Below are 21,740 nucleotides of genomic sequence, written 5' to 3'. Positions count from 1 at the left end.
GTGGTACTGAACGGGACCGAGGTGTGGGCTTAAGTGGTCGAGACGGACGAGGGCCTGCGCGTGCGGTTCGATGTCGACGATTGGCAGCGCTTCGGGCTCGGGCAGGGGCAGCGAGTCCCCGTGCGTTTGGCGGGGAAGGCCGACGTGTGGCTGTTCGTGACGGGCGTGACCGAGACGCCGCCCATCGTCTGGGTCACAATGTCGCGGCGGATGCGGGCGGCTGGGTAACGATACCATATTGCACGGCAATCAAATATTCTGCAAAATTTAATATCTTCTATAGCTGGGAGGCGGGCTCGAAGTGGCGTCACTCGGCCAGAGGCCCCGTACATTCGCTGCAATCCCTTCAGCAGGCAAAAACCGCCCGCAGCGTACTGAACAAGTGTGCCCACGGTCCTTGACAAGTCTATCACGCGAGGATAGCCTTCGCCACAGGAGACGTGGCGCAGATGCTTTACGAGAAGTCTCTTGCGATCGGGCATCGCCTCGAAGATCTGGTCCGGCTACTTCGGTCCAAGAAGCACTCCGCTCCTGCTTTGGCCAAACAGCTCGGGGTTTCGGTGCCGACGCTTTCGCGCGACATCATCGCACTGAGGCAGCGGGGGTACTGCATCCGTTCTGTTCGACTTGCCCGCCGTTGGGCTTACGAGATGGTTTCTGAGCCCGGCGAAGTTCCCCAGACGTAGGGGCCGGTGAAGATGCCCACAACATCGGGAACAGATTGGCAGAAAGAGTTCGGGCTCGACGGAAGGAAACCGCCGTCGTTCTTCTCCAATCCGACCGACATCGACGAGGCCGGGAATGCTGCCGGTCAGGCGCATGTGCTGCGCCGGGCATTCGAGGACTTGCGCCTCGACGGCGTGCTGTGTTCCGATAGCAGCCCGATCATCTACTTTCGACTCATGCAGCGGCTCGACTCCGCAGAAGTATCAGCGCTCCATCGAACATTCTGGAATCAGGGCGTAGCGCCGATCCTGGTCCTGATCACGAGCGATGAGGTGCATGTCTACTCCAGCCTCTCCCAGCCGACGTTGCCGAATGCCGTACCCGGGAATCCGGGCGGGTTTGTGCAGAAAATGCAGCGTGTCGCCGAACAACTTCAATCGTTCATTCTTTCTGTCGAATCAAGGGAGTACTTCCGCGAGCACCGACCCGCGTTCGACCCCGAACAGCGGGTCGATCGCAATTTGCTTCACAACTTGGAAGCCACGCGGGCCGTGTTGGGTCAGGTTAAGGTGGCGCGGCTCGAATCAGACACCCTCGACGCTCTTTTGTGCCGCCTCGTCTTCACCTGCTACCTCTTTGATCGAGAAGTGATCGACCGAAAATACCTCGAACAGGCTGGCATCCTCGACGCTGAACATCTGCGGGATATCCTCGGCCGCGACAAGAGATCGGACGCGAAGGCAGACCTTTACAAACTATTTGTGCAACTCGGCGAGGACTTCAACGGCGATCTGTTTAGTGACGACCTTGATGCCGAGGCCAAGCAGGTTCGGGTGGAACATCTGGACGTACTGAACAACTTCTTCCGGGGCACCGATCCTCGCACCAAACAGCAGAGCTTCTGGCCTTACGAGTTCGGTATCATCCCGATCGAGACGATCAGCGCCATCTACGAACATTTTTTGAAAGTAGCGGGTGCCGAGGAAAAAAAAGCTGCCGGAGCGTTCTATACCCCGCGCTTCCTGGCGGAACTGGTGCTTGATCGGGTAATTGCAAGTGCTCCGACCTTACTCGACAAGCGATTCTTGGACCCAGCCTGCGGCTCAGGTATTTTCTTGGTCGGACTATTCAACCGCCTTGCAGAGGAATGGGGACGCGCTAATCCCAAAGCGGTTTACGATGCGAAACTGAAGGGATTGACCACGATCCTTCAGACGAATCTGTACGGAATTGACAAGAACCGGACCGCCTGCCGCATCGCGGCATTTAGCCTCTATCTGGCCTTCCTCGATCAACTTTCACCGCCGGACATCCGCCGGGTACTGAAAAAGGTAAAGGTACTGCCGCGTCTCGTCGTGGACGCGAAGAACACAGCAGGGGCGATTCGCTGTGCCGACTTCTTCACTCCAGCCGCCGACCTGCCTGAAAAGGTGGATTTCGTCGTCGGCAATCCGCCTTGGGCGACGGTGAAGGGTAAAGACGCGCCATCGGTGAAGTGGTGTTCAGGGCGTGATCTGCCGCTACCGGGCAAGCAACTCGCCGCTGCGTTCGTATGGAAATCTCCGGAACATTTGACGGAAGATGGGCTCGCATATTTGGTGTTGCCGCACGGACTGCTTTTCAATCACACAGAAAGCGCCATCGATTTTCAAAAGAAGCTGTTTCCGGCTCACGCTGTAGAACTCATCCTGAATTTAGCGGATTATCAGCGGTTCCTCTTCGAGGAAGCGGAGGCACCGGCGCTGGTAATTGGCTACACGAAGAAAAAACCCGCAGATAGTGCCCACCAGATTGATTACTGGGCACCGAAAACGGATTGGGCGGTCACGCAAGCCGAAGTTATCACCATTCTTCCTCAGGATCGAGGGCGGCTAACCGTGCGCGAGGTTCTCGACGACTTGCGCGGCGCGGATGCGCCACTGATCTGGAAAGAGCGCTACTGGGCTACGTCCCGTGATCGTCGACTGCTTGATCGCCTGAAGCTTTTCTCGCGATTACGAGACGTGCTCGGACAGCGGGGAAAGGATAAGGGCAAGCGGTGGATCATTGCCGAAGGGTTCGAGCCGTTCGGGGACAACGACCGCGCCGACTCGCGAAAAACGCTGACGCTGGCGCGGACGGCGAGGGTCGAAGCCGGAACGCACAGCCTCGATCTTTTTATGATCCCTGGAGACTGTGACACTCAAGAGAGCTTGGAGCTTTCACTACGCCGCGGGATTAGTGACACCGTCATATTCAAGAAACCTCTAGTTCTGGTAACGGAGGGGTTCTCGAAGGTGGCGTTTGCCAACCTCAACATTGCCTACCGTCACGGCATTCGCGGTATTCACGGGCCATCAAAAGATGCCGACTTGCTTGCGATGCTGACATTTTATTTGCGATCGAACCTCGCGCGGTATTTCCTCTTTCACACTTCTGCGAGTTGGGGCGTGAGCCGTGCGCGAGTGGATATAGACGATCTCATGCGTCTGCCGTTTCCATTCCCAGAAGACGCGGACAATCCAGATCGCGCGTCGGAGATCATTGCCGAAGTTGGCAAGATCATGACCGATGCCATTAAGGAAACGGCCGGGGAGGCTCTCGGACGCGACAACATCGTCAAGAAGGCCCAAGTTCGCGCCGAAGAGCTCGTTGACGAGTATTTTGACCTCAACGATATCGAACGGATGCTTATTCAAGATACCAACGCAGTTATCATCCCGAGCGTTCGCCCAACCCGGACACGAATTGCAGTTCCAACGATCTTACCCGCCAAGCCAGCGAATTGCCAGGCATATGTGGCTCTGTTATGTGAAACGCTGAATCAATGGGCGAGCAAGGATTTTCAGGTTGAAGGCCGCGCCATCACCGATGGGAAGCTGGGGGTTGGCATGGTCGTACTGGAAAAGGTTCTGCGCGGCCGTGCTGCATCGCATCTCGATTCAGCAACGAAGAACATACTCGCCACTCTCATCCGAATCCAACATGTGGCCGGTTCGAATCAAGGTAGCCTCGCGCTGGTTCGCGACTTGAAAGTTTTCGACAAGACACTGCTCTACGTCACGAAACCCATAGGCATGAGGTTTTGGACGCGGACCGCAGCTCTGAACGACGCGGACGAGATCGCCGGCACCCTCCTCATGCGCCGCAAGGAGGACGTATGACGGTGGGCGATAGCAACGAATGGGACGGCTTCCTCGAAGGTGGTGGCGTCAGCGCCGTCCTCGAACTGACCCTCGAAGCTTGGGATCAGATCTCGCCGCCGGTTCACGACGAGCTGGAAGAGGCGGTCTCGATCCGGTTGTACGCCGCCATGTTAAAGAAGCGCGACCGACAGGCGCACCGCTTCCTTATCCGTTATGAAGATGTCGAAATCGATGTTGATTTGGCGAAGGAGACCGGCAGAAAAGACATTGTGTTCTTCCCAGGCCACGATGGCAGTTATTACTACTGCCTCGAAGCGAAGCGATTGAACGCTCGCGTTGATGGCGTAATGAAGTCGCTTGCCGACCAGTACATTAAGGAAGGAATGCAGCGTTTCGTGGACGGTAAATACAGCCGACACGTCGATCATGGCGGGATGATCGGTTACGTCCTCGATGGCGACGTAACCCGGGCGATGGATAATGTCTTGAAGAACATAAAAAAACACCACCTCTCGCTGGGCCTGGAAGCACCAGGCGAATGGGAAGCCTGCCCGTACCGTCCGAACGACACGCGCGCCAAAGAATCGCGGCACACGCGTGCGGATGCGATGGTTCTTTTCCGACTGCAGCATCTCTTCGTATCAGCAATGCCAGCCCCTCCCAAAGCGAAGGCTGCCGTCAAAGCCAAAGTGAAAAAGGCACAAGGGAAGGCGACGGCTACCAAGAAGAAATAGCACCTCCCAGTGCGACTAATGAGGTCAGATCGAGTGAATAGGGAGTTGGTCAGCCCAACCCCCACTTCCAATCGCAAGTTCGTGAGAGCGTGGCGGAAAATCCACTTCCCTTCCGATACTGGGACTCCCATCGACTTTAGTATGGTCGGGGAGCGAAAAGTCACGCCGCCGGACCGACGTAGATAGAATCTTCTCGCCCCGTTGTGGAAAACGGCAGTTGGTCCGGAGCGCATGCAGCAGCGATTCGCGAGAAGTGACCGTAGTCCATCCACCGCGGGAAATAACAGAAATACTTCAGATCGTAGTAGTCCCGGTCGCTCATGAACATCTTCGAGATATGTCCCACCAACGCTTCCGAGGCCGCGTAATCGATGGATGGGCTCAGATGCATATGCGCATACCCGTCCCGACCAAGAGCCTCATGATCGACGGGAGTTGCTCCGTATTCTTCCAGGGACGTGAGGTAAGATTGGGCAGACGGTGAGCGGCCGTAAACAACAAGCGGGTTGACAGAAACTCCTTTGATGTACTGCGAGTGAGAGCTGAGCCAGTCCAGAGTCTCTCGTAGTGTGTCGTGTGTTTCGCCAGCGTAAAGCAGGACATTGACCTTAGCCCACACACCGGAGGCCTTACATTCACGCAACAGAGCACTCGCGCGACGCAGGTACACCTCAGGCAGATGTGTTTTCCCCATACGTTGTAATTGGATACGGCTCGCTGACTCCAGCCCTAGATCGACAACCTTTAGTCCCGCCCCTGCGAGGGCGCTCAGCCCAGCCGGAGTCAGGCTATCAACGCGGGTTTCGCATCTCCACCGGCATCTCAGCCCTGCTTGAGCATAGGCCTCGCAGAAGTCGATTATCCAGGGACTCGGTGGGCGGAAGAAGGACGCCTCGAAATAGGTGCCAAACTGTCCCCGTGCATACAGGTCATCGTAAGATCGGAGGGCTGTGACCACCTCGGCCGCGGGTCGCATATCTGATAGCGGAACGGAAGCCTCAAGGCAGAAACTGCACCCCATCCCGCACCCGCGAGAAACCTCCAAACTAGGGTGAAAGTCCTCATAATCGGGCATTAGCCGATAGTCGAGCGCTGGGAAGGCTGGGCGAGCCGCACTGAGCTTCCCTGGGGACGCATCGGTGTACGGAATAAACGGCCAATTGCGGGGGGAGAGGAGATCGATGATTCTCTCTTCGGCCGTTCCATACACGCAGAGATCAAGTTCCGGAATCTTTGACCGCACCCACGCTCCGTCTTCATCCATGACCCACCTGCCGCCGGCCACAATCCGTGCATCCGGGTTGTTCTGCTTAAGTTTCCGGCAGAAGCGAGCAGCCCACGGGAGTGCAAACACGCTTGGGATGGAAAGGAAGACGGGTGAGTCGTCTCTGGCCATACCGGCTGCGGTGAGACGGTCGCAAACATCTTCGGGCAGATCAAATCTACCGTGATGAACGCTGACCGTACGCCCGCAACGCGCTACCATCGACGCCAGGCCGAGCAGACCGTAATTCAAATACAAATTGTAGGAGGCGAAGGCGTTGCCGCCCTTTTTCGGTTGCGTCAAACCGGCTGACACAAAAGCTAGTGGGACATCCCCCATCACATTCCTCGTGCCCACTTAGTAACTGTACTTTCCGCGAACTTATAGCGTTTAAGCAGCCAGATCCAGGCACCGGTGCGCGAGGGCGCGGATTCTCGCGGGGTCGTGGTGCTCGCCCACAACGGCCTGAATTTCCTCGGCCAGCAGCTCCCGTTGCCAGGCCCGGCGCTTGTCCGCGTGGCTCGGGCGCCGGTTCGGATCGTCCCACGGGGAGGCCGCCCGATGGGCCACCAGTTCATCCGCCTTCTGGTTCCAGGCCCACACCTCGGTGAGCGTGAGGGACCACGCACACAGGTGGAAGCATCCCACGTTCGACGCGACCCCGCGTACCTGCTGGTGACCGGCGCCCGCGACCTGTTTGAGATCTCGAAAACAGGTTTCCAACGAGAACCGGTCCGCGATCAGGCCCAGGATGTCGGCCACGGAGGCCGTGGGGTCCGTGCAGAAGAACGCGACCCACCCCTTGGGTTCGTCCACCAGGACGACCCGGATCGTGCCCCCGGCCGGCCGCCACGTGGCCTCGAACGTCTTGTACCGCTTCTCCACGGGCTTCCCATACAGGGTGAACGTGCCCGTGGTCCACCCGCCCTTGTGCCCGGCCCGCTTGGCGAGCGACACCCGCTGCTCCCCGTACACGCGGGGCCGCCCGCGGGCGCTCGGATCGCGGGCCGGGGGCACCGTCCACAGGGCCGCGTCCTTGCGGAGCCGGCTCACCATGGTCACCCGGAGCGCGAGTAGGGCCTTGAGCACCGGGGCCTTGGCGTACGCCCCGTCGGCCACCACCCACACGGCCCGGCCCCACGTCTTCAGCCACCCGTGGGCCCACCGGACCAGGTCCACGGCCATCACCAACTTGGTTGCGAACTCGGGCCGGTCCGGCCCGGGGATGGCCCCGAGATCTTTGCGGCGGATGTACAGGCGGGCCAACAGGGGGAGGGCCACAATCCCCCCGAGGGGGTGTCCCACCAACAACCCGAGGACCACCCACACGTGCCCGTACACGAACGGGCCCCCGGCCGGCCCGGGTGTCGGGTTGTGGTGCGCCCCGGCCCCTCGAACCTTGGGCCCGTACCGCTCCGTCGGGGTGTCGTCGAGGGCCAGCACCACCCGAGGCGCACCGGCCACCATGGGCTTGAGAACCTCGACCAACAACCGCATGGCGATACGCTCGGTGCGGCGCCCCACGGCCGCGGCCGTGGCGTAGCACCGGCGGTACTGGGGCGACAGCCCGGCGGCCCGGATCCAACCCGCGAGGGTGCGGCGCCCGCGGGTCAGGATGATCCCGAGGAACAGGACCGCGAGCCGCCGCCCGGACCGCGGGTCCAGAGCCTTGGCCAGGGTTGAAAACCAGTGGCACCGAGGGGCCGGAGTATGCGAAGATGGCATGGCCGCGTCCGTTCGGGTCGGGAGGTCGTGTGGTAACGCCATCCTCCCGGACGGGCCGGCACTCGTCTACTCCCGACCCCACAACTTACGCCAACCGCCTATAACTTCGCGGAAAGTACAGTTAGTAAGTAAGTCCACACGTTCGTCTAGATCCGCCGTCTCAAGAACCCGATACCGTAACCCCCACTTGTCAAGAAAAGCCCGTATCTGAAGGTCGATCGCTTTGTGCAATTCTAGATCAGTTGGACGGTAGCCATCGGATACGAACGGTATGCTTCCGAACGGAAGGTACACGTGAAGGTCGTACTTCGCGGCCTCTTGGCGGCACTGCGTCACCAACTCGTCCCGTTCATCCTGGCCCATTCCCGCCGTGTCCCGCACCGCCCAGTAGGCGGCCACATCGACGAATGAACGGTCGGTAATAAAGGATACCACGTCTCGCTCGATCGTCCGTTTGCGGAGGAAATACGCCTGCTGAAAGGAGCGAGTTTCGTCCGGTTTCATGACGTCCATGCCGTGGTGCCCAAGTTCTGCCAGGAGGCTCCGCGCGTCTGCAGTCAAGAATCGTCGAAGCTCGGCCGGCCAACTTGGGAGGCGCAGCACACGGTCAATCAGGGTGGTCTTGCCGGTCGAACTGGCTCCGGTCAGTGCCACCTTCATGAAGTAGCTCCTGGTGGTACGGGATAAACTTGGCGGGCGATGTTTTTATCTGCGAGCAGCGCCTCGAAGTGCCTCACAATTGCCCGGCCGATTACGCCATCGGCCGAGCAGTGAATGATCGGATCATTGTTGCTTTCCGGTTCCGCTAGGAAGGGGAAAAAGAACACATCGTCATCAACAATCAAGCAACTGAAATTGGTTACACTCGCCAGCCGCAGCATCCGCAGGTTCCCGTGCCGGGTCGCCCCCGCAGGGAAGTGACGAATGAGTGCAGCCTCGGAATTGCCAATCTGTTTGCCCCATTCCGCCCCGGTCGTCTGCTCCAGTGCCGCCTGCACCTCCAGAATGGACCTCTCCTGCGTTGGGCGGCCGGGCGTCCTCAGGCTTGCGTCAGGATCCCAAAATGCGACGACGACCTCTACAGGCCGAAGAGTTGCTACAGCGGCCAAAGCCTCTGCATTCTGAGTGACGAAATGCCGATTGGTCATTCCGAATGCCCAGACTCGCTTCTGAGCTTTTTCGATCAGGGCGATGTACACCGCCCGCACGTCATCGCTCCCCCTCTGGCGGTACGCCTTCCGTATCCCATGCTCACCGGACAAGTCTTTATACCAGCGTTCGAAAACCGATGCCTCTGCCTCCCGAGTCATCTCCACCACCGTTTGGATCACGAAGAACAGCGCGGCGGCAAGAACCCCGCCACTCAGGTTCTGCCAACTCGCCTTCGAGATGCCGAGGTAGTGACCGGCCTCCGCATGCTCGGCCCAGAGAAAAGTGAGGACAGAGATAACGCCGGTGATCAGAATGGTTGCAAAACGGGCTCTTGTGGCAAGCCCTAGTGCAGCTTCAGGCGGATAGTTGTGCGAGCGGCTCCAGGTGCTCGCATCCGTAGTAGTCGCACACGCGGGTTCGGACCTCGACTGCTGCCAGCAGGCGGTCGGGTTCGACGATGGCCCTCTTGCCGTGCGCCCACTTGGGCTCGATGGGGTTGAGCCACGGGCTCTTCACCGGCAGGAAGCACGCCACGATCCGAACCCCGCCCTCCGCACGAGCCTTCCGGTTGTGGCCCTTGATCCACACCCGCACGCGCTTACTGACGTGCCACGCCGCGTTGTCCCACACCAACAGTAGCGCCTTCTTCCCCTCCGCCTTCAGCCGCTCGCACACCCAACCCAAGTAGTCCTCCGTCACTTGCGAGACCGGGCGGCCCGACACGAACCGCAACATCATCCGGCCCGTGTCCCCGCGCAACAGCCCGTAGCACGACAGCGCCTTCGGGTCGGTATCGCCCTTCGGCACCTCGCGCTCGACCAGCCGCAACGGGTCGTCGGACCAGGCGTGCATCGCGGGGAGGGCCAACCGGCTCCACCAGCACTCGTCTTGGTACCCCAGCACCCACTCCGGGTGCGACGCCGCCAATCGGATCAGCCGGTCGCGCGCTTTTTTTTTTCGCGCGTAGGCGGGGTCGGGACTTGTGATCCACTGCTTGGCCCGCTTCCACCCGTGCCCCAGGCGCTTGACCGCCTGCCGGACGGCCTCGTGGGAGAGCCGGCGCGGGGGCAACTCCTGCTCGAAGGCGACTTCGGCCAACAGATCCAGGGTCCAGGTGCTCCGGGCCTTGCCGAAGCGGCGCGGGGACTGGTGGAGGATGCCCTTGAGCGGATCGGCCTTCGCCTCGTCGAGGATCGGCTGGGCATCCTTGGGTCCGCGCTTCTTCTCGGCCAAGCAGCCGGCCCCCTCCTTCTCGAAGGCATGGATCGTGTTGCGAACGGTTTGCGAGGCGCAGCCGACCCGGCGCGAGATCTGGGACGGGGTTTGTTGGTCGGCGCTGGCCAGCAGGATCTGGGCGCGCCGGAGGGTAAGAACTTCCCGGCTGCGGAGGCCCTGTCGGAGCGCCCCGCGCTCGGATTCCGTCAACTCACGAAGAAACAGTGCTTTCATGAACCATTATTCGCAACCAACTGACCCCTCACAACAAACCGAATGACTCTCCACTAGGAGAGCGCCCCACCAGAGTTTGACAAAAAGTTTCTTACCCGGAAGGCGCATAGATCACCTGGTACACGCGCGTGGCCCCAACGTGGCGGCCAGCACCCTTACCGTCTCATCGGGTAAAAGCTCGACTCGCTCCGAGGTCGCGATCCAACCGGGACAGAAATTCGGTTTGGCTCGCCCTCCACGATTGTATTCGATGAAACTGAACTCGCCTTTGGGCACTTCAAGCCGATCCCTTTGCCCGAAATGGCTGTCACCTGCCACACTCAGCTTCAAACCCGCTGGCACCGGCGACGGTTTGTTCGTTGAATCCGCGCCGAAACCCGATAAGGCAGCGCGGAACAAGATTGGAAGACTGCTTGTAATCGCGATGCGGCCGGCGTGTCGGAACAGGTGGCCCACACAAGCCGGAACCACTTGCCACGCCGGGACGAAACTGGTGACAAGCCAGGTGACAAACAAGTCGGTGACAAACGAGACGGGTAGGGCGGGACAAAAAAAACCAGCCGCAAACCCTTGTTTTGCTTGGGTTTGCGGCCGGTGTTGTTGAGTGCGCGTTACTGGACTTGAACCAGTGACCCCCACAATGTCAATGTGGTACTCTAGCCAACTGAGCTAAACGCGCATTTTGTTGAGATTTCCAGGCTTTCGTCGTGATTGAGGCTTCCTACGCTTCCGTTTCCTACACCCGTCAGCTTTTGGAACAGTGGCTATTTGTGACCTCAAACAGCCACCGAGACAACTACACCCAAAGTAGGGGGCGATGTGTCTAAGAGCGATTCTACACCCGCATCGTCCGGCGACAAGCCTCAGAAAACCGAACAAGCCGTACCCGGGGTTCCCACTCTTCCCCACGCCACAGGAGTGTGGGCGAAGAAGATCCGCGGGAAGAGGCATTAATTTGCTCCCTGGAACAACCCCGACGGCGCTCTTGCCAAGTACCTCGCGGAAAAGGACGCCGCTGCATGCGGGCCGTAAGCCGCGCGAAGACACCGCGGGGTACACGGTCAAAATGCTCTGCAACGACTTCCTCAACGCGAAGAAGGCGCTCGTTGATTCGGGCGAACTCGCTCAGCGCTCGTGGCAGAACTACCGGGAGAGCTGCGAATTCGTGCTCTCGGAACTAGCTGTACTTTCCGCGAACTTATAGCGTTTAAGCAGCCAGATCCAGGCACCGGTGCGCGAGGGCGCGGATTCTCGCGGGGTCGTGGTGCTCGCCCACAACGGCCTGAATTTCCTCGGCCAGCAGCTCCCGTTGCCAGGCCCGGCGCTTGTCCGCGTGGCTCGGGCGCCGGTTCGGATCGTCCCACGGGGAGGCCGCCCGATGGGCCACCAGTTCATCCGCCTTCTGGTTCCAGGCCCACACCTCGGTGAGCGTGAGGGACCACGCACACAGGTGGAAGCATCCCACGTTCGACGCGACCCCGCGTACCTGCTGGTGACCGGCGCCCGCGACCTGTTTGAGATCTCGAAAACAGGTTTCCAACGAGAACCGGTCCGCGATCAGGCCCAGGATGTCGGCCACGGAGGCCGTGGGGTCCGTGCAGAAGAACGCGACCCACCCCTTGGGTTCGTCCACCAGGACGACCCGGATCGTGCCCCCGGCCGGCCGCCACGTGGCCTCGAACGTCTTGTACCGCTTCTCCACGGGCTTCCCATACAGGGTGAACGTGCCCGTGGTCCACCCGCCCTTGTGCCCGGCCCGCTTGGCGAGCGACACCCGCTGCTCCCCGTACACGCGGGGCCGCCCGCGGGCGCTCGGATCGCGGGCCGGGGGCACCGTCCACAGGGCCGCGTCCTTGCGGAGCCGGCTCACCATGGTCACCCGGAGCGCGAGTAGGGCCTTGAGCACCGGGGCCTTGGCGTACGCCCCGTCGGCCACCACCCACACGGCCCGGCCCCACGTCTTCAGCCACCCGTGGGCCCACCGGACCAGGTCCACGGCCATCACCAACTTGGTTGCGAACTCGGGCCGGTCCGGCCCGGGGATGGCCCCGAGATCTTTGCGGCGGATGTACAGGCGGGCCAACAGGGGGAGGGCCACAATCCCCCCGAGGGGGTGTCCCACCAACAACCCGAGGACCACCCACACGTGCCCGTACACGAACGGGCCCCCGGCCGGCCCGGGTGTCGGGTTGTGGTGCGCCCCGGCCCCTCGAACCTTGGGCCCGTACCGCTCCGTCGGGGTGTCGTCGAGGGCCAGCACCACCCGAGGCGCACCGGCCACCATGGGCTTGAGAACCTCGACCAACAACCGCATGGCGATACGCTCGGTGCGGCGCCCCACGGCCGCGGCCGTGGCGTAGCACCGGCGGTACTGGGGCGACAGCCCGGCGGCCCGGATCCAACCCGCGAGGGTGCGGCGCCCGCGGGTCAGGATGATCCCGAGGAACAGGACCGCGAGCCGCCGCCCGGACCGCGGGTCCAGAGCCTTGGCCAGGGTTGAAAACCAGTGGCACCGAGGGGCCGGAGTATGCGAAGATGGCATGGCCGCGTCCGTTCGGGTCGGGAGGTCGTGTGGTAACGCCATCCTCCCGGACGGGCCGGCACTCGTCTACTCCCGGCCCCACAACTTACGCCAACCGCCTATAACTTCGCGGAAAGTACAGAACTAGGCAAGACGCGCCTCGTCGGGGATCTCGACCCGAAAGACTTAGCCGCGCTACACCGGGCTGCAGCAGGCCTTCCGGCTCGAGCGGCGCCGCCGGGTAGGAGAAACGGAAGCGGTGGAGGCGCTGTACGGGATCACGCCTGAGCCCGGTGGCTGGCCCCCCGGACGTGGTGCTTCGTTACACCCGTGGGCACTGGGGCATCGAGGCCTTGCGCCACATCCGCGACGTGACCCTGGGCGAGGATCGATGTCGGGTGCGCCGCGGCTCGGCCCCGCGCGCTCTGGCCAGCCTGCGGAACGCTGCGGTCTACCTGCTGTGCCGAGCCGGGTACCGTACCGTGGCCGCCGCCACACGGGGAATCGTTGCTCAACCCGAACGTGCTGGCTTTGCTCAACCAGCCAGTGTCAATCTCTGAGTAGCCCTGCTACCCCCGGGCCCGCACTCGAAGTGCGTCCCTGCCCTGAAACTGGCGGTCGCCGCCCGGTATTGGTGCCGAGAACAGGTATCACATCACTTCGCCGTTCGTATTGTTGATGAAAAAGGTGCTGACGCGATCCGCCCGTGCCCGTCGGTCGAATCGGGAAGAGCGCCGGCGCACGGCCCGAACGCGCCGCGCCCACACGGGAATCGGCCGAGAACGTTACAATTTGGACGAGCGAAATGAAGACCAATCCGCCATCGGACCCGGAATTCGGTGGTGCCGGGGCCGCTCCCGTACACGGGCCGCGCGTCGCGTTCATTACCCACTACACGGAGCTGTACGGCGCCAACTGGTCGCTGGTAAATCTCATTGAGGGGCTCAGTAAGTACGGGGTTCGCGCTCACGTGATCGCGCCCGATCGCGGTGACTTGTTGGACGCTCTGGCCCGGCGCGGGGTGCCGACCGCGGTGCTCCCGTTCGAGTGGTGGGTCTCCGCGGACCGCACACCACAAGGCGCCGCGACGCGGATTTACCGGAACGCGCGGAACCTGCGCCCGATCGCCGCCCAGATCAGCCACTGGAACGCGGACCTGATCTACTCGAACTCGTCCGTGTTCGCGATCGGGGCGATGGCCGCGACGGAACTCGGGCTGCCGCACGTCTGGCACATCCGCGAGTTCGGCAACCGGGATTACGACCTGTGGCCCGACTTCGGCTCGCGCATGTTCCGGCTCGGGCTGCGGACCGCGGACGCCACGATTTTTGTGTCCAAGGCGCTGCAACGGGCCACGCTGCGCAAGACGCGCCTGAAGAACTCGCACGTGATCTACAACGGCGTGGCCGAAGAAGCGGTCTTTGACGCGCGCCGACGGGTGGCAGAGGCCGCACGAACCCGACACCAGCCGTTCACGTTCGTGCTCGTGGGCCGGTTCCGTGAGAGTAAAGGACAGGCGATTGCGATTCGGGCCTTTAGCCAGATTGCGAGTCGTTTCCCCGATACGCGATTGCTGCTTGTGGGCGGTGCGGGGGGGACGGGTGACCAGAGCTACTTCGATCACTGCCGCGCGCTCGCGAGCGATCTGGTCGCCGCGAACCGGATCGAGTTTTGGGGGTTCGTACCCGATCCGGAACGGGCGTTCCTGGCCGCAGATTGTGCGCTGATGTGCTCGCGGAACGAAGCGATGGGGCGCGTGACCGCGGAGGCGATGTCCGCGTGCCGCCCGGTGATCGGCTACGACAGCGGAGGTACTAGCGAACTCATCGACCCGAACCGCACCGGCCTCCTGTACCGCGGTGACGCGGACGCGCTGGCCGAGTGCATGGCCCGTTACGTTGAGGCGCCGGAACTGGCCCGTGAGCACGGCGCCGCGGGCTGGCACACCGCGCGCCAGCGTCATTCGACGGAAGGCTACGCGGCACAGATTTACGAAGTGCTCCGCGGAGTCGGCGCGGAGTACAAACAGTAACGTTAACGTCCGTCGCCGACGAGCTTTGCGGCGCGGGTGCGAACGGCCCGGTCCGGGTGTTCAAGAAGCACGGCGCGGTGCTCCTCCTCGACCCACTCCGGCTTCGCGGTTCCTTTTTGGATCGCGTCGAGAAGGGCCGTTGCGCGAGCGGGTGTGCGAAGCAAGCCGGTGATCGCTAGTTTGCGGTTCCCGACCGTCAGATCGGGTAGTGCGTGGACCAGAAGCGTTGCGGCCTCGGTGCGGTCAACGTCTACCAATCCACTCACCGCGCCTTGTTGAAGCTCCGCGTGAGCGGACTGCGCGAGGTACTTTTTCAACCGCGGTTCGGTGCCCTTCCACTCGTCGAGTGCAACGATCCGCAGTGCATCGTACCGCGTGCCCGTTGACACCTTCTCGTCGTCGGCCATTACGTGCGACAGCTTCAGGCACTCGGCCCAGCGCCCGGCCAACTCCGGATCGGGGCGGATCAGTTCCGCGAGCCGCGCGCCGGGCCATTTCCCTTCGAGACTCAGCCCGTTAATTACGCCCCCACCGAGAACGACGGCTTGCCAGTCGCGCAGCGCTTCGCCCTTTCGGGGGAACGAGACATCGAGTAGGCCCGTGAGTACCGTGGCATCGTTCGCGCGCCCCGCTCCGATGGCGACGCGCCACACCCACGGGATTCGGCGGTACTCTTCCTTCGCGTCGTTCGCCGGGAGGTTCGCGACCATCGCGCGAACCACGTCCGGCGCGAGCGGAATCGCTTGCTTCACCAGAGCCTCGCGCCGGTCTCGTGGCGTCGCGTCGTCGAGGATGAGTGCGGCGAGTTCTGCCGGTGACAGCGGTTTGTTACTCACCCCGGCGACCTTTGGTTTTGCGCCCGGGGGAACGAGGTACAGGGTGCGCAAATCAAGTAGCGCGTTCTTCACGGTTGCGTCGGCGCGGAAGGTGATCTTCCCCGCACCGGGTGGGAGCTTGATCGTGCCGAGTTTCACAAGGGCATACTGGTCCCAGCCGCCGGTGGACGCGATCTTCCCGCGCAGGGCCTGTTCCGCGCCGTCGACCGCGAAGAGGTTGCCGGCGGAGTCGTTCGCGCAGGCGTAATCGAGGTACACGTCGAACTCGCGCGCCTTATCGACTTTCACCTTCCACGCGACGAAGTCGGCATCGCGATTCCAGTACCCGATGTTCTGGAAGTCCGGCTCGAAGACGATCGCGTCGCCGTACACGAAGCACTTCGTCGCCGGGAGTGTCAGAGCGTTGTCGGCGACAGTAATTTCGGCCGGAGCGTTGCCCGCGAACGCCTTGTGCGGCGGCTCGTTGGCGGTCAGGTACGCGATCAGGTCCGCCATATCCTGCTTCGTGACATCCTTTTCCAACCCCTCGGGCATGAGTGATTTCGAGGTGCCGCGCAGCTCCTGAATTTCGGACCGGAGGATCACTTCTTCTTTGGCCTGTTGACCGCGGAGCGTGACGCTCGTGCCCGTTTCGACCGCGAGGATGCCGCTCACCGTGCGCTCGTCCTTCGTCACGGCCTTGTATTCGGAGTAGCGCGAATCGAGGTTGCGGTTCGGATCGAGGATCTCGGAGAGCAGGTACAGCGGTGACTTGTTCGCGAGCGCGGCAAGGTCCGGACCGACCGCGCTCCCGACACCTTCGAGCACGTGGCACGCGGAACACGACTTCGCGAATACGGCCTTTCCGCGCGTCTTGTCGCCCTTCAGCGCGAGCGCCGACTTGTAGTCGTCGATGATTTTTTGCCGGTCGGGGTTGGTGCTGCCCGCGAACAGTTTTTCCGCGCGTTGGCGAATCGCGGCGTCCGGCGAATCGGCGAGTTGCTGGCGCCGGCTTGCATCGATCTGCCCCGCGAGTACGGTCCCTTTCTCGATGGCGCTAAGCAGTTCCGGGTGCCACGCGGGGCGACTGAGGAGCGCATCGAGTATGCGGGCGCGCAGGGCCGGCGTCGCACTCTTCCACGCGCTGATGAGTGTGGCGGGAGTGGAGGCGTCCGACTTGCGCGTGAGCGCAGTAACCGCGGCCGTTTGCACCGCGGCGGGGCGCGTCGCAGCGAGCAACTCGGCGAGGCGCTTCAGGTCGTCGGCACGTGTGGCCGGATCGTGGCCGAGGAGCGGCAGTGCGGCGAGTAGATCGGCTTCGGTCGCGTCGTCTTTCTCAATAATCTTTCGCGCGAACGCGACAATCGGGTCGATCGATTTGCGAAGGCCCGGCGCGAGCTTGTCCCAGGTCTTCCCCTGTCGCTCCAGGGAATCGAGCGCGCCGGCGACGGCTGCCAACTGCCACGATTCAAACATGCCCCCTTTGGGCTTCGCGGCAATTTCGAGCAACTGCGGCAAAGTTGATCCGTTGTCGAGGCCCGCGGCCGTGGCAAAGAGGTCGCGCATAAGCTGCGGGGACGAGAGTACTTTCATTCGCGCGAAGGCAGCGAGGTTGTCTTTATTCAGGTTGCTCACCACGGCCGCGCGCAGGAACGGATCAGAGGAAGCACGTTGCAGAAGGCGTTCGAGAACGTGCGGGTCGTCCACTGAGAGAGCGACTTGAAGTTGCGTGCTCGCGTCCGCGGTGAGGATTACTTCCGCGAGCTGCGCTCGAAGGTGGTCTTTGTTCGCATAGAGGTTCTTCCCGAGGCGTATACTGTGCTGCTGAACGACTGGGTCCGAATCCCCGAGTGCGGTCATCAGTAATTCCTGTTTCAGATCTCCCAACGTGTCGAGCGTGCAAAGCGCTTGCATTCGCGCGAGGCCGGTCTTCGATTCGAGAACCAATTTCTCGAGTGATTCTTTCGCCTTCGCGTCATCCTTCCAGATGAGCATCATCATCGCCATGTCGCGCTGCCAACCGTTCGAGCTGTCGAGGGCGGCGACCAGCCCGGCGGTGTCGAGATTGTCGAGCCGCACCCAGGGGCGCGGGGAACCCTTTTCTGGTGCGATGCGGTAAACGCGACCCAAACCCGCGCCGGCGCGGGTGTCGATTTGCGCGAGGTCCGCGGGCGGAATCCAGCGCGGGTGCTCGATCAGGTAGCGGTACATGTCCGCTACGTACAGGCAGCCGTCCGGACCGGTCGTGATGTGGACCGGTCGGAACCAGCCGTCCGTTGAGGCGAGGAACTCGCTATCGGTTTCGTCCTTGGCGCGCTCACCAACGAACGTGGCACCGCTCGGTTTGAGGACACGGCGCGTGACGACGAGGTTGACCGGTTCGCACGTGAACGAGTTGCCGTAATATTCCTGACCCAAGAGGGTGTCTCGGTAAATGCCGAGGCCGCACGCCGCGGTGATCGTGTTCGGCGGGCCGGACAGTGCGAACCGCTGGGCGTCCGTTTTCAGCGAGAATAGTTTGTTCGTGGGGGCGACGTTCACCATCGCGTTCGGGTAGCTGACGAACGGGTTCCGGCGCAGGTAATGGTCGTCGAGAACGTAGTGCCGGATCAGTGTGCTGTTGTCGCAGCCGAACCAGTTCCCGCGGTCGTCCCGGACGCGCCCCTGTTGCGTGCGCCCGGTCGCGGGTTCGAGTTCCCCCGTGTCCGGGCGGATGCGGAAGTCGCGGTCACCGAGCGCGACCACTTTTTTCGTCAGTCCGCAGGTGATGTTTCCGCCGAAGAGCCCACATGAGCCGTACACCCAGCCGTCGAGCCCGTACTGCAGGCTGTTCACGCGCCCCTGTTGGTTCTCGGTGCCGAACCCGCAGTAGAGCTTCGTGACTTTGTCGGCTTTGCCGTCGCCATCGGTGTCTTCCGCGAACAGGATGTCGGGCGCGGCACAGACGAGTACGCCCTTGCGCCAGGGGAGCACGCCCGTGGGGAGCGGGAGGTTGTCGAGGAACACTGTGCTCTTGTCGAAGATCCCGTCGCCGTTCGTGTCTTCGAGGAACACGACGCGCCCGCCCGGTTCGAGCGGTCCCTTACCACTCGGGTAGTCGGCCATCTCCGCGGCCCACAGTTTGCCGTCCGGCCCGAACGCGATCGTCACCGGGTCCGCGACGAGCGGCTCCGCGGCCACGAGTTCGACCTTCAGCCCGGGCTTCGTCTTGATGAGGGAGCGCGACTGTTGGGGCGAGAGTGGCTTCGTGTCGCCGGTCTTCTTCGGATCGAATTTCGCCGCGAACGTTTTCCCGATTTGTTCCTTCACGGCGCTGATGATTTTGTCCTCCAACCCCGGCGCGAACGCGGCCGGCAGGTCGTAGTAGATCATCGCCCCGCCGCCCTCGTAGCCGCCCTCCTTCAGCACGCGCTCGCTGGGGATGTAGCATGGGGCGTTGTTCGCGTAACCGGTCACCCACACGCGCTCGCCATCAAGTTCCTTCTTCAACCGCAGGGGGTAATCGACCACCAACTCGCCGGGCAAGTGAACCATCGCGAGCGCTTCGCCGAACGCCCATGTTTGGACCGGGTACGCGATCTTCGTGGGGAGCTTTTCGCCCCGATCGAGTTTCGCGAGCGTGACGCGGGCGTGGTGCCCGATCGCGTCCATCCGCTTGGCCTTCTCTTCCCACTCCTTGCGCGTCGGGAGCGCGGCGAGCGGCAGTTCAAGTGCAGTGACCTTCGCGGTGATCGCGCCCGTTACGGGGGCCAGATAGTTTTGTGACAGGCGCCGGACCTCGGTCGCGATGTCGCGCCCCTGTGCGTTCGCGACATCTTCTTTCGCTCCCGCAACACCCGACGCCGGGTTCTGGTCCGCACCACCACCGATGGCGACGAGTGCCACGGCCCCCTCGAAGTTGTCCTCGATCGCCGCGGCCGCGAACCCGGCCCAGTCGCCGCCGATCTTGTTGTGCGACAGCGTGACGCAGTGACAGGCGTAGTTGACGTAAACCGCACAAATCTTGCCCATCTCGTCGCGCGCGAACAGAACCGGGAGGTCGTGATCGGTCGGGCCGTTCTTCGTGCGCCGGTTCATCGCGAAGCCGACCTTCCCGACGCCCCACTCCAGCTTCGCGGGCGTCATGTCCTTGAGTGCGGTGAGGGCCGCCTCTTCCAGCTTGTCGAGGAACACCGGCGTGTATTTGTCGATGTTCGTCTGGTGCTCCTTCGGAATGGGGACGCCGAAGAGAGTAGGGTTGGCGCCCGTAATCATTGGGCCAGTGTGCGTGTGCGTCGCGGTAATCGTGAGCCGTTCCGGTTTGAGTCCTGCTCTCTTCGCCAGGCGCTTCGCAACCTCATCGAAGACGTCGGCCGGGATACCGAGAACGTCCACGGTCATGAGCACGACGGGCGCCTTGCCGTCGTCAATGGCGAGTGCTCGCGCGTGGATCTTGTGGTACGTGCCCTCCGATTCGGTGCGGCGGGAGCCAAACCCGTTGAGGCGGACCGCGTGGCCCGGGGTGATATCGACCTTTGCTGCGCCGATCTTGTAGGGCAGCGGCTCGGCCGCGGACGCAGTGCTGAAGAACGTCGTCACCAACAGGCCAAAAGTGAATGCGGTGCGCATGGGAAAGGTCTCCGCGAGGTGCCGGATTATCTCACACGATGTGCCCGGACGCGACCCAACTTTGTCGTCGTGACGGGCTCGTGCCCGAATCACGGGTGTGGCAGCTCTTTGACGTCGCACTACACAGATTAGGGAATGCCATTCGCTGTTCACCGAGGTTTCGATGACCCCCGACGAGTTCCGTGACTACGGCCACAAACTCATTGATTTCATTGCCGACTATCGCGCGACAATCGCGACGCGGCCCGTGCGGGCAACGACGGAGCCGGGCGCGATCCGGGCACAACTCCCGACCCACCCGCCGGCCGCCGCCGAGCCGTTCGATGCGGTGCTCGCGGATCTCAACACGATCCTCCTTCCCGGACTGACCCACTGGCAGCACCCGCGGTTCTTCGGGTACTTCCCCTCGAATGCGGAACTCGCGAGCGTGCTCGGCGACTTCCTCAGTACGGGATTGGGGCAGCTCGGGTTGAACTGGCAATCCAGTCCCGCGCTCACAGAATTGGAAGAACTCGCGTGCGACTGGATGCGCCAGATGGTCGGACTTTCGGGCGCGTGGTCGGGGGTGATTCAGGACGCCGCGTCCACCGCGACCCTACTCGCGCTGCTCTGCGCGCGCGAGCGCGCCAGTAATTTCTCCCTCGTTCGCGGGGGGTTGCAGGCGGAACCCAAACCGCTCGTGGTATACGTTTCCTCGCAGAGTCACAGTTCCGTGGAGAAGGCCGCATTGCTCGCGGGCTTCGGGCGCGACAACGTCTGCGCGGTTCCCGTCGATGACGCCTTCGCGATGCGCGCCGATGCGCTGGAAGCGGCAATTCGAGCGGACCTCGATGCGGGGAAGGTGCCGTGTGCGGTGGTCGCCACGACAGGCACCACGGCTTCGACCGCGCTCGACCCGGTGGGCGCGATCGCGGAAGTCGCAGCGCGGTACAAACTCTGGGTCCACGTTGACGCGGCAATGGCGGGGTCCGCGATGATTCTTCCCGAGTGTCGGTCGATGTGGGCCGGGATCGAGGGCGCGGATTCGCTCGTGTTGAACCCGCACAAGTGGCTCGGCGCGGTGTTCGACTGCTCGCTCTTCTACGTGCGCGACACCGAGCACCTCATTCGCGTGATGTCCACGAGCCCGAGTTACCTGCGCACGCAGGCGGATGGCAAGGCGCCGAACTACCGCGATTGGGGAATCGCGCTCGGGCGCCGGTTCCGCGCGTTGAAACTGTGGTGCCTCATTCGCGCCGAAGGCGTATCGGGTTTGCAGGCGCGGCTCCGGCGCGACATCGCGAACGCCGCGTGGCTCGCGGGGGAAGTGTCGCGCACCCCGAACTGGAAGGTGATGGCGCCGGTGCCGCTCCAAACGGTGTGTGTGGTTCACGAACCACCGGAACTGACCGGCGAAGCGCTCGATGCACACACGCGCGATTGGGCGGAGCGCGTGAACGCTTCCGGGGCGGCGTACCTCACGCCCGCGGTCCTCGCGGGGCGCTGGATGGTCCGCGTGTCGGTGGGTTCGATCACAACCGAGCGCGCGGACGTGGATGCGGCCTGGAACGCGATGCGATCCGCGGCCGAAAGACGAAATTCTTAACCTCTGCGTGTGGCACACGGGCGCGTGCGCGGGTACGCTTCGAGACTCGTAAATCTCTCCCACG

The 21,740-nt window shown here is 62.6% G+C and carries 14 protein-coding genes and 1 tRNA gene; 7 read left to right on the top strand and 8 right to left on the bottom strand.

Annotated elements, in window-relative coordinates; translation table 11 throughout:
* Window positions 1-60: 60 nt before the first annotated feature.
* The 4 genes from J8F10_RS08615 to J8F10_RS08600 all read left to right on the top strand — a co-directional run bounded on the left by J8F10_RS08615 (window position 61) and on the right by J8F10_RS08600 (window position 4,525).
* Window positions 61-228 carry a hypothetical protein gene (locus J8F10_RS08615; protein WP_210653423.1) on the top strand — a complete coding sequence of 56 codons (168 nt, stop codon included), beginning with the start codon at window positions 61-63 and terminating at the stop codon, window positions 226-228.
* Window positions 229-449: 221 nt separating this feature from the next.
* On the top strand, window positions 450-686 hold the full coding sequence (locus J8F10_RS40720; protein WP_210653422.1) for an HTH domain-containing protein: 237 nt from the start codon (window positions 450-452) through the stop codon (window positions 684-686).
* Between the two features lie 12 nt (window positions 687-698).
* Window positions 699-3,809 carry an HsdM family class I SAM-dependent methyltransferase gene (locus tag J8F10_RS08605; RefSeq protein ID WP_210653421.1) on the top strand — a complete coding sequence of 1,037 codons (3,111 nt, stop codon included), beginning with the start codon at window positions 699-701 and terminating at the stop codon, window positions 3,807-3,809.
* On the top strand, window positions 3,806-4,525 hold the full coding sequence (locus J8F10_RS08600; protein WP_210653420.1) for a hypothetical protein: 720 nt from the start codon (window positions 3,806-3,808) through the stop codon (window positions 4,523-4,525). Before J8F10_RS08605 ends, J8F10_RS08600 begins: the two co-directional genes overlap by 4 nt.
* A gap of 160 nt (window positions 4,526-4,685) precedes the next feature.
* Here J8F10_RS08600 and J8F10_RS08595 read toward each other — a convergent pair whose 3' ends face one another.
* The 6 genes from J8F10_RS08595 to J8F10_RS08570 form a co-directional block, all read right to left on the bottom strand.
* Window positions 4,686-6,128, bottom strand: a complete 1,443-nt coding sequence (locus tag J8F10_RS08595; RefSeq protein WP_210653419.1) for a B12-binding domain-containing radical SAM protein — start codon at window positions 6,126-6,128, stop codon at window positions 4,686-4,688.
* 51 nt (window positions 6,129-6,179) lie between these two features.
* A complete protein-coding gene (locus J8F10_RS08590; RefSeq protein WP_210651692.1) occupies window positions 6,180-7,514 on the bottom strand; it encodes an IS701 family transposase in 1,335 nt (444 codons plus the stop codon).
* Window positions 7,515-7,580: 66 nt separating this feature from the next.
* Window positions 7,581-8,174: an ATP/GTP-binding protein gene (locus J8F10_RS08585; RefSeq protein WP_210653418.1), complete on the bottom strand. Its 594-nt coding sequence runs from the start codon at window positions 8,172-8,174 to the stop codon at window positions 7,581-7,583.
* Complete coding sequence (locus tag J8F10_RS08580) at window positions 8,171-8,722, bottom strand: hypothetical protein (RefSeq protein ID WP_210653417.1); 552 nt, start codon at window positions 8,720-8,722, stop codon at window positions 8,171-8,173. Before J8F10_RS08580 ends, J8F10_RS08585 begins: the two co-directional genes overlap by 4 nt.
* Before the next feature lie 298 nt (window positions 8,723-9,020).
* A complete protein-coding gene (locus J8F10_RS08575; protein ID WP_210653416.1) occupies window positions 9,021-10,115 on the bottom strand; it encodes an IS630 family transposase in 1,095 nt (364 codons plus the stop codon).
* 605 nt (window positions 10,116-10,720) lie between these two features.
* Window positions 10,721-10,794 (bottom strand) — tRNA-Val (locus J8F10_RS08570).
* A 387-nt stretch (window positions 10,795-11,181) separates the two neighbouring features.
* Between J8F10_RS08570 and J8F10_RS08565 the strand changes: the two genes are divergently transcribed.
* On the top strand, window positions 11,182-11,319 hold the full coding sequence (locus J8F10_RS08565; protein ID WP_210653415.1) for a hypothetical protein: 138 nt from the start codon (window positions 11,182-11,184) through the stop codon (window positions 11,317-11,319).
* A 3-nt stretch (window positions 11,320-11,322) separates the two neighbouring features.
* On the opposite strand, the gene J8F10_RS08560 is transcribed toward J8F10_RS08565, so the two are convergent.
* Window positions 11,323-12,657, bottom strand: coding sequence for an IS701 family transposase (locus tag J8F10_RS08560; protein ID WP_210651692.1), 1,335 nt, complete (start codon window positions 12,655-12,657; stop codon window positions 11,323-11,325).
* A 784-nt stretch (window positions 12,658-13,441) separates the two neighbouring features.
* Here J8F10_RS08560 and J8F10_RS08555 point away from each other — a divergent pair.
* Entirely contained in the window at window positions 13,442-14,668 is a 1,227-nt protein-coding gene (locus J8F10_RS08555) for a glycosyltransferase family 4 protein (protein WP_210653414.1), read from the top strand.
* Window positions 14,669-14,670: 2 nt separating this feature from the next.
* Here J8F10_RS08555 and J8F10_RS08550 read toward each other — a convergent pair whose 3' ends face one another.
* On the bottom strand, window positions 14,671-20,091 hold the full coding sequence (locus J8F10_RS08550) for a neutral/alkaline non-lysosomal ceramidase N-terminal domain-containing protein (RefSeq protein WP_210653413.1): 5,421 nt from the start codon (window positions 20,089-20,091) through the stop codon (window positions 14,671-14,673).
* A 163-nt stretch (window positions 20,092-20,254) separates the two neighbouring features.
* Between J8F10_RS08550 and J8F10_RS08545 the strand changes: the two genes are divergently transcribed.
* Entirely contained in the window at window positions 20,255-21,676 is a 1,422-nt protein-coding gene (locus J8F10_RS08545) for a pyridoxal phosphate-dependent decarboxylase family protein (RefSeq protein ID WP_210653412.1), read from the top strand.
* Window positions 21,677-21,740 lie beyond the last annotated feature (64 nt).

It is taken from the genome of Gemmata palustris, assembly GCF_017939745.1.
Classification (GTDB): Bacteria; Planctomycetota; Planctomycetia; order Gemmatales; family Gemmataceae; genus Gemmata; species Gemmata palustris.
This window is presented reverse-complemented; position numbering and strand designations above follow the sequence as displayed.

What these genes read in the sequence shown, in the direction of transcription:
- J8F10_RS40720 (WP_210653422.1), top strand. Translation starts at nt 450, where the DNA reads ATGCTTTACGAGAAGTCTCTTGCGATCGGGCATCGCCTCGAAGATCTG.
- J8F10_RS08605 (WP_210653421.1), top strand. Translation starts at nt 699, where the DNA reads ATGCCCACAACATCGGGAACAGATTGGCAGAAAGAGTTCGGGCTCGAC.
- J8F10_RS08600 (WP_210653420.1), top strand. Translation starts at nt 3,806, where the DNA reads ATGACGGTGGGCGATAGCAACGAATGGGACGGCTTCCTCGAAGGTGGT.
- J8F10_RS08595 (WP_210653419.1), bottom strand. Translation starts at nt 6,128, where the DNA reads ATGGGGGATGTCCCACTAGCTTTTGTGTCAGCCGGTTTGACGCAACCG.
- J8F10_RS08590 (WP_210651692.1), bottom strand. Translation starts at nt 7,514, where the DNA reads ATGCCATCTTCGCATACTCCGGCCCCTCGGTGCCACTGGTTTTCAACC.
- J8F10_RS08585 (WP_210653418.1), bottom strand. Translation starts at nt 8,174, where the DNA reads ATGAAGGTGGCACTGACCGGAGCCAGTTCGACCGGCAAGACCACCCTG.
- J8F10_RS08575 (WP_210653416.1), bottom strand. Translation starts at nt 10,115, where the DNA reads ATGAAAGCACTGTTTCTTCGTGAGTTGACGGAATCCGAGCGCGGGGCG.
- J8F10_RS08565 (WP_210653415.1), top strand. Translation starts at nt 11,182, where the DNA reads ATGCTCTGCAACGACTTCCTCAACGCGAAGAAGGCGCTCGTTGATTCG.
- J8F10_RS08560 (WP_210651692.1), bottom strand. Translation starts at nt 12,657, where the DNA reads ATGCCATCTTCGCATACTCCGGCCCCTCGGTGCCACTGGTTTTCAACC.
- J8F10_RS08555 (WP_210653414.1), top strand. Translation starts at nt 13,442, where the DNA reads ATGAAGACCAATCCGCCATCGGACCCGGAATTCGGTGGTGCCGGGGCC.
- J8F10_RS08550 (WP_210653413.1), bottom strand. Translation starts at nt 20,091, where the DNA reads ATGCGCACCGCATTCACTTTTGGCCTGTTGGTGACGACGTTCTTCAGC.
- J8F10_RS08545 (WP_210653412.1), top strand. Translation starts at nt 20,255, where the DNA reads ATGACCCCCGACGAGTTCCGTGACTACGGCCACAAACTCATTGATTTC.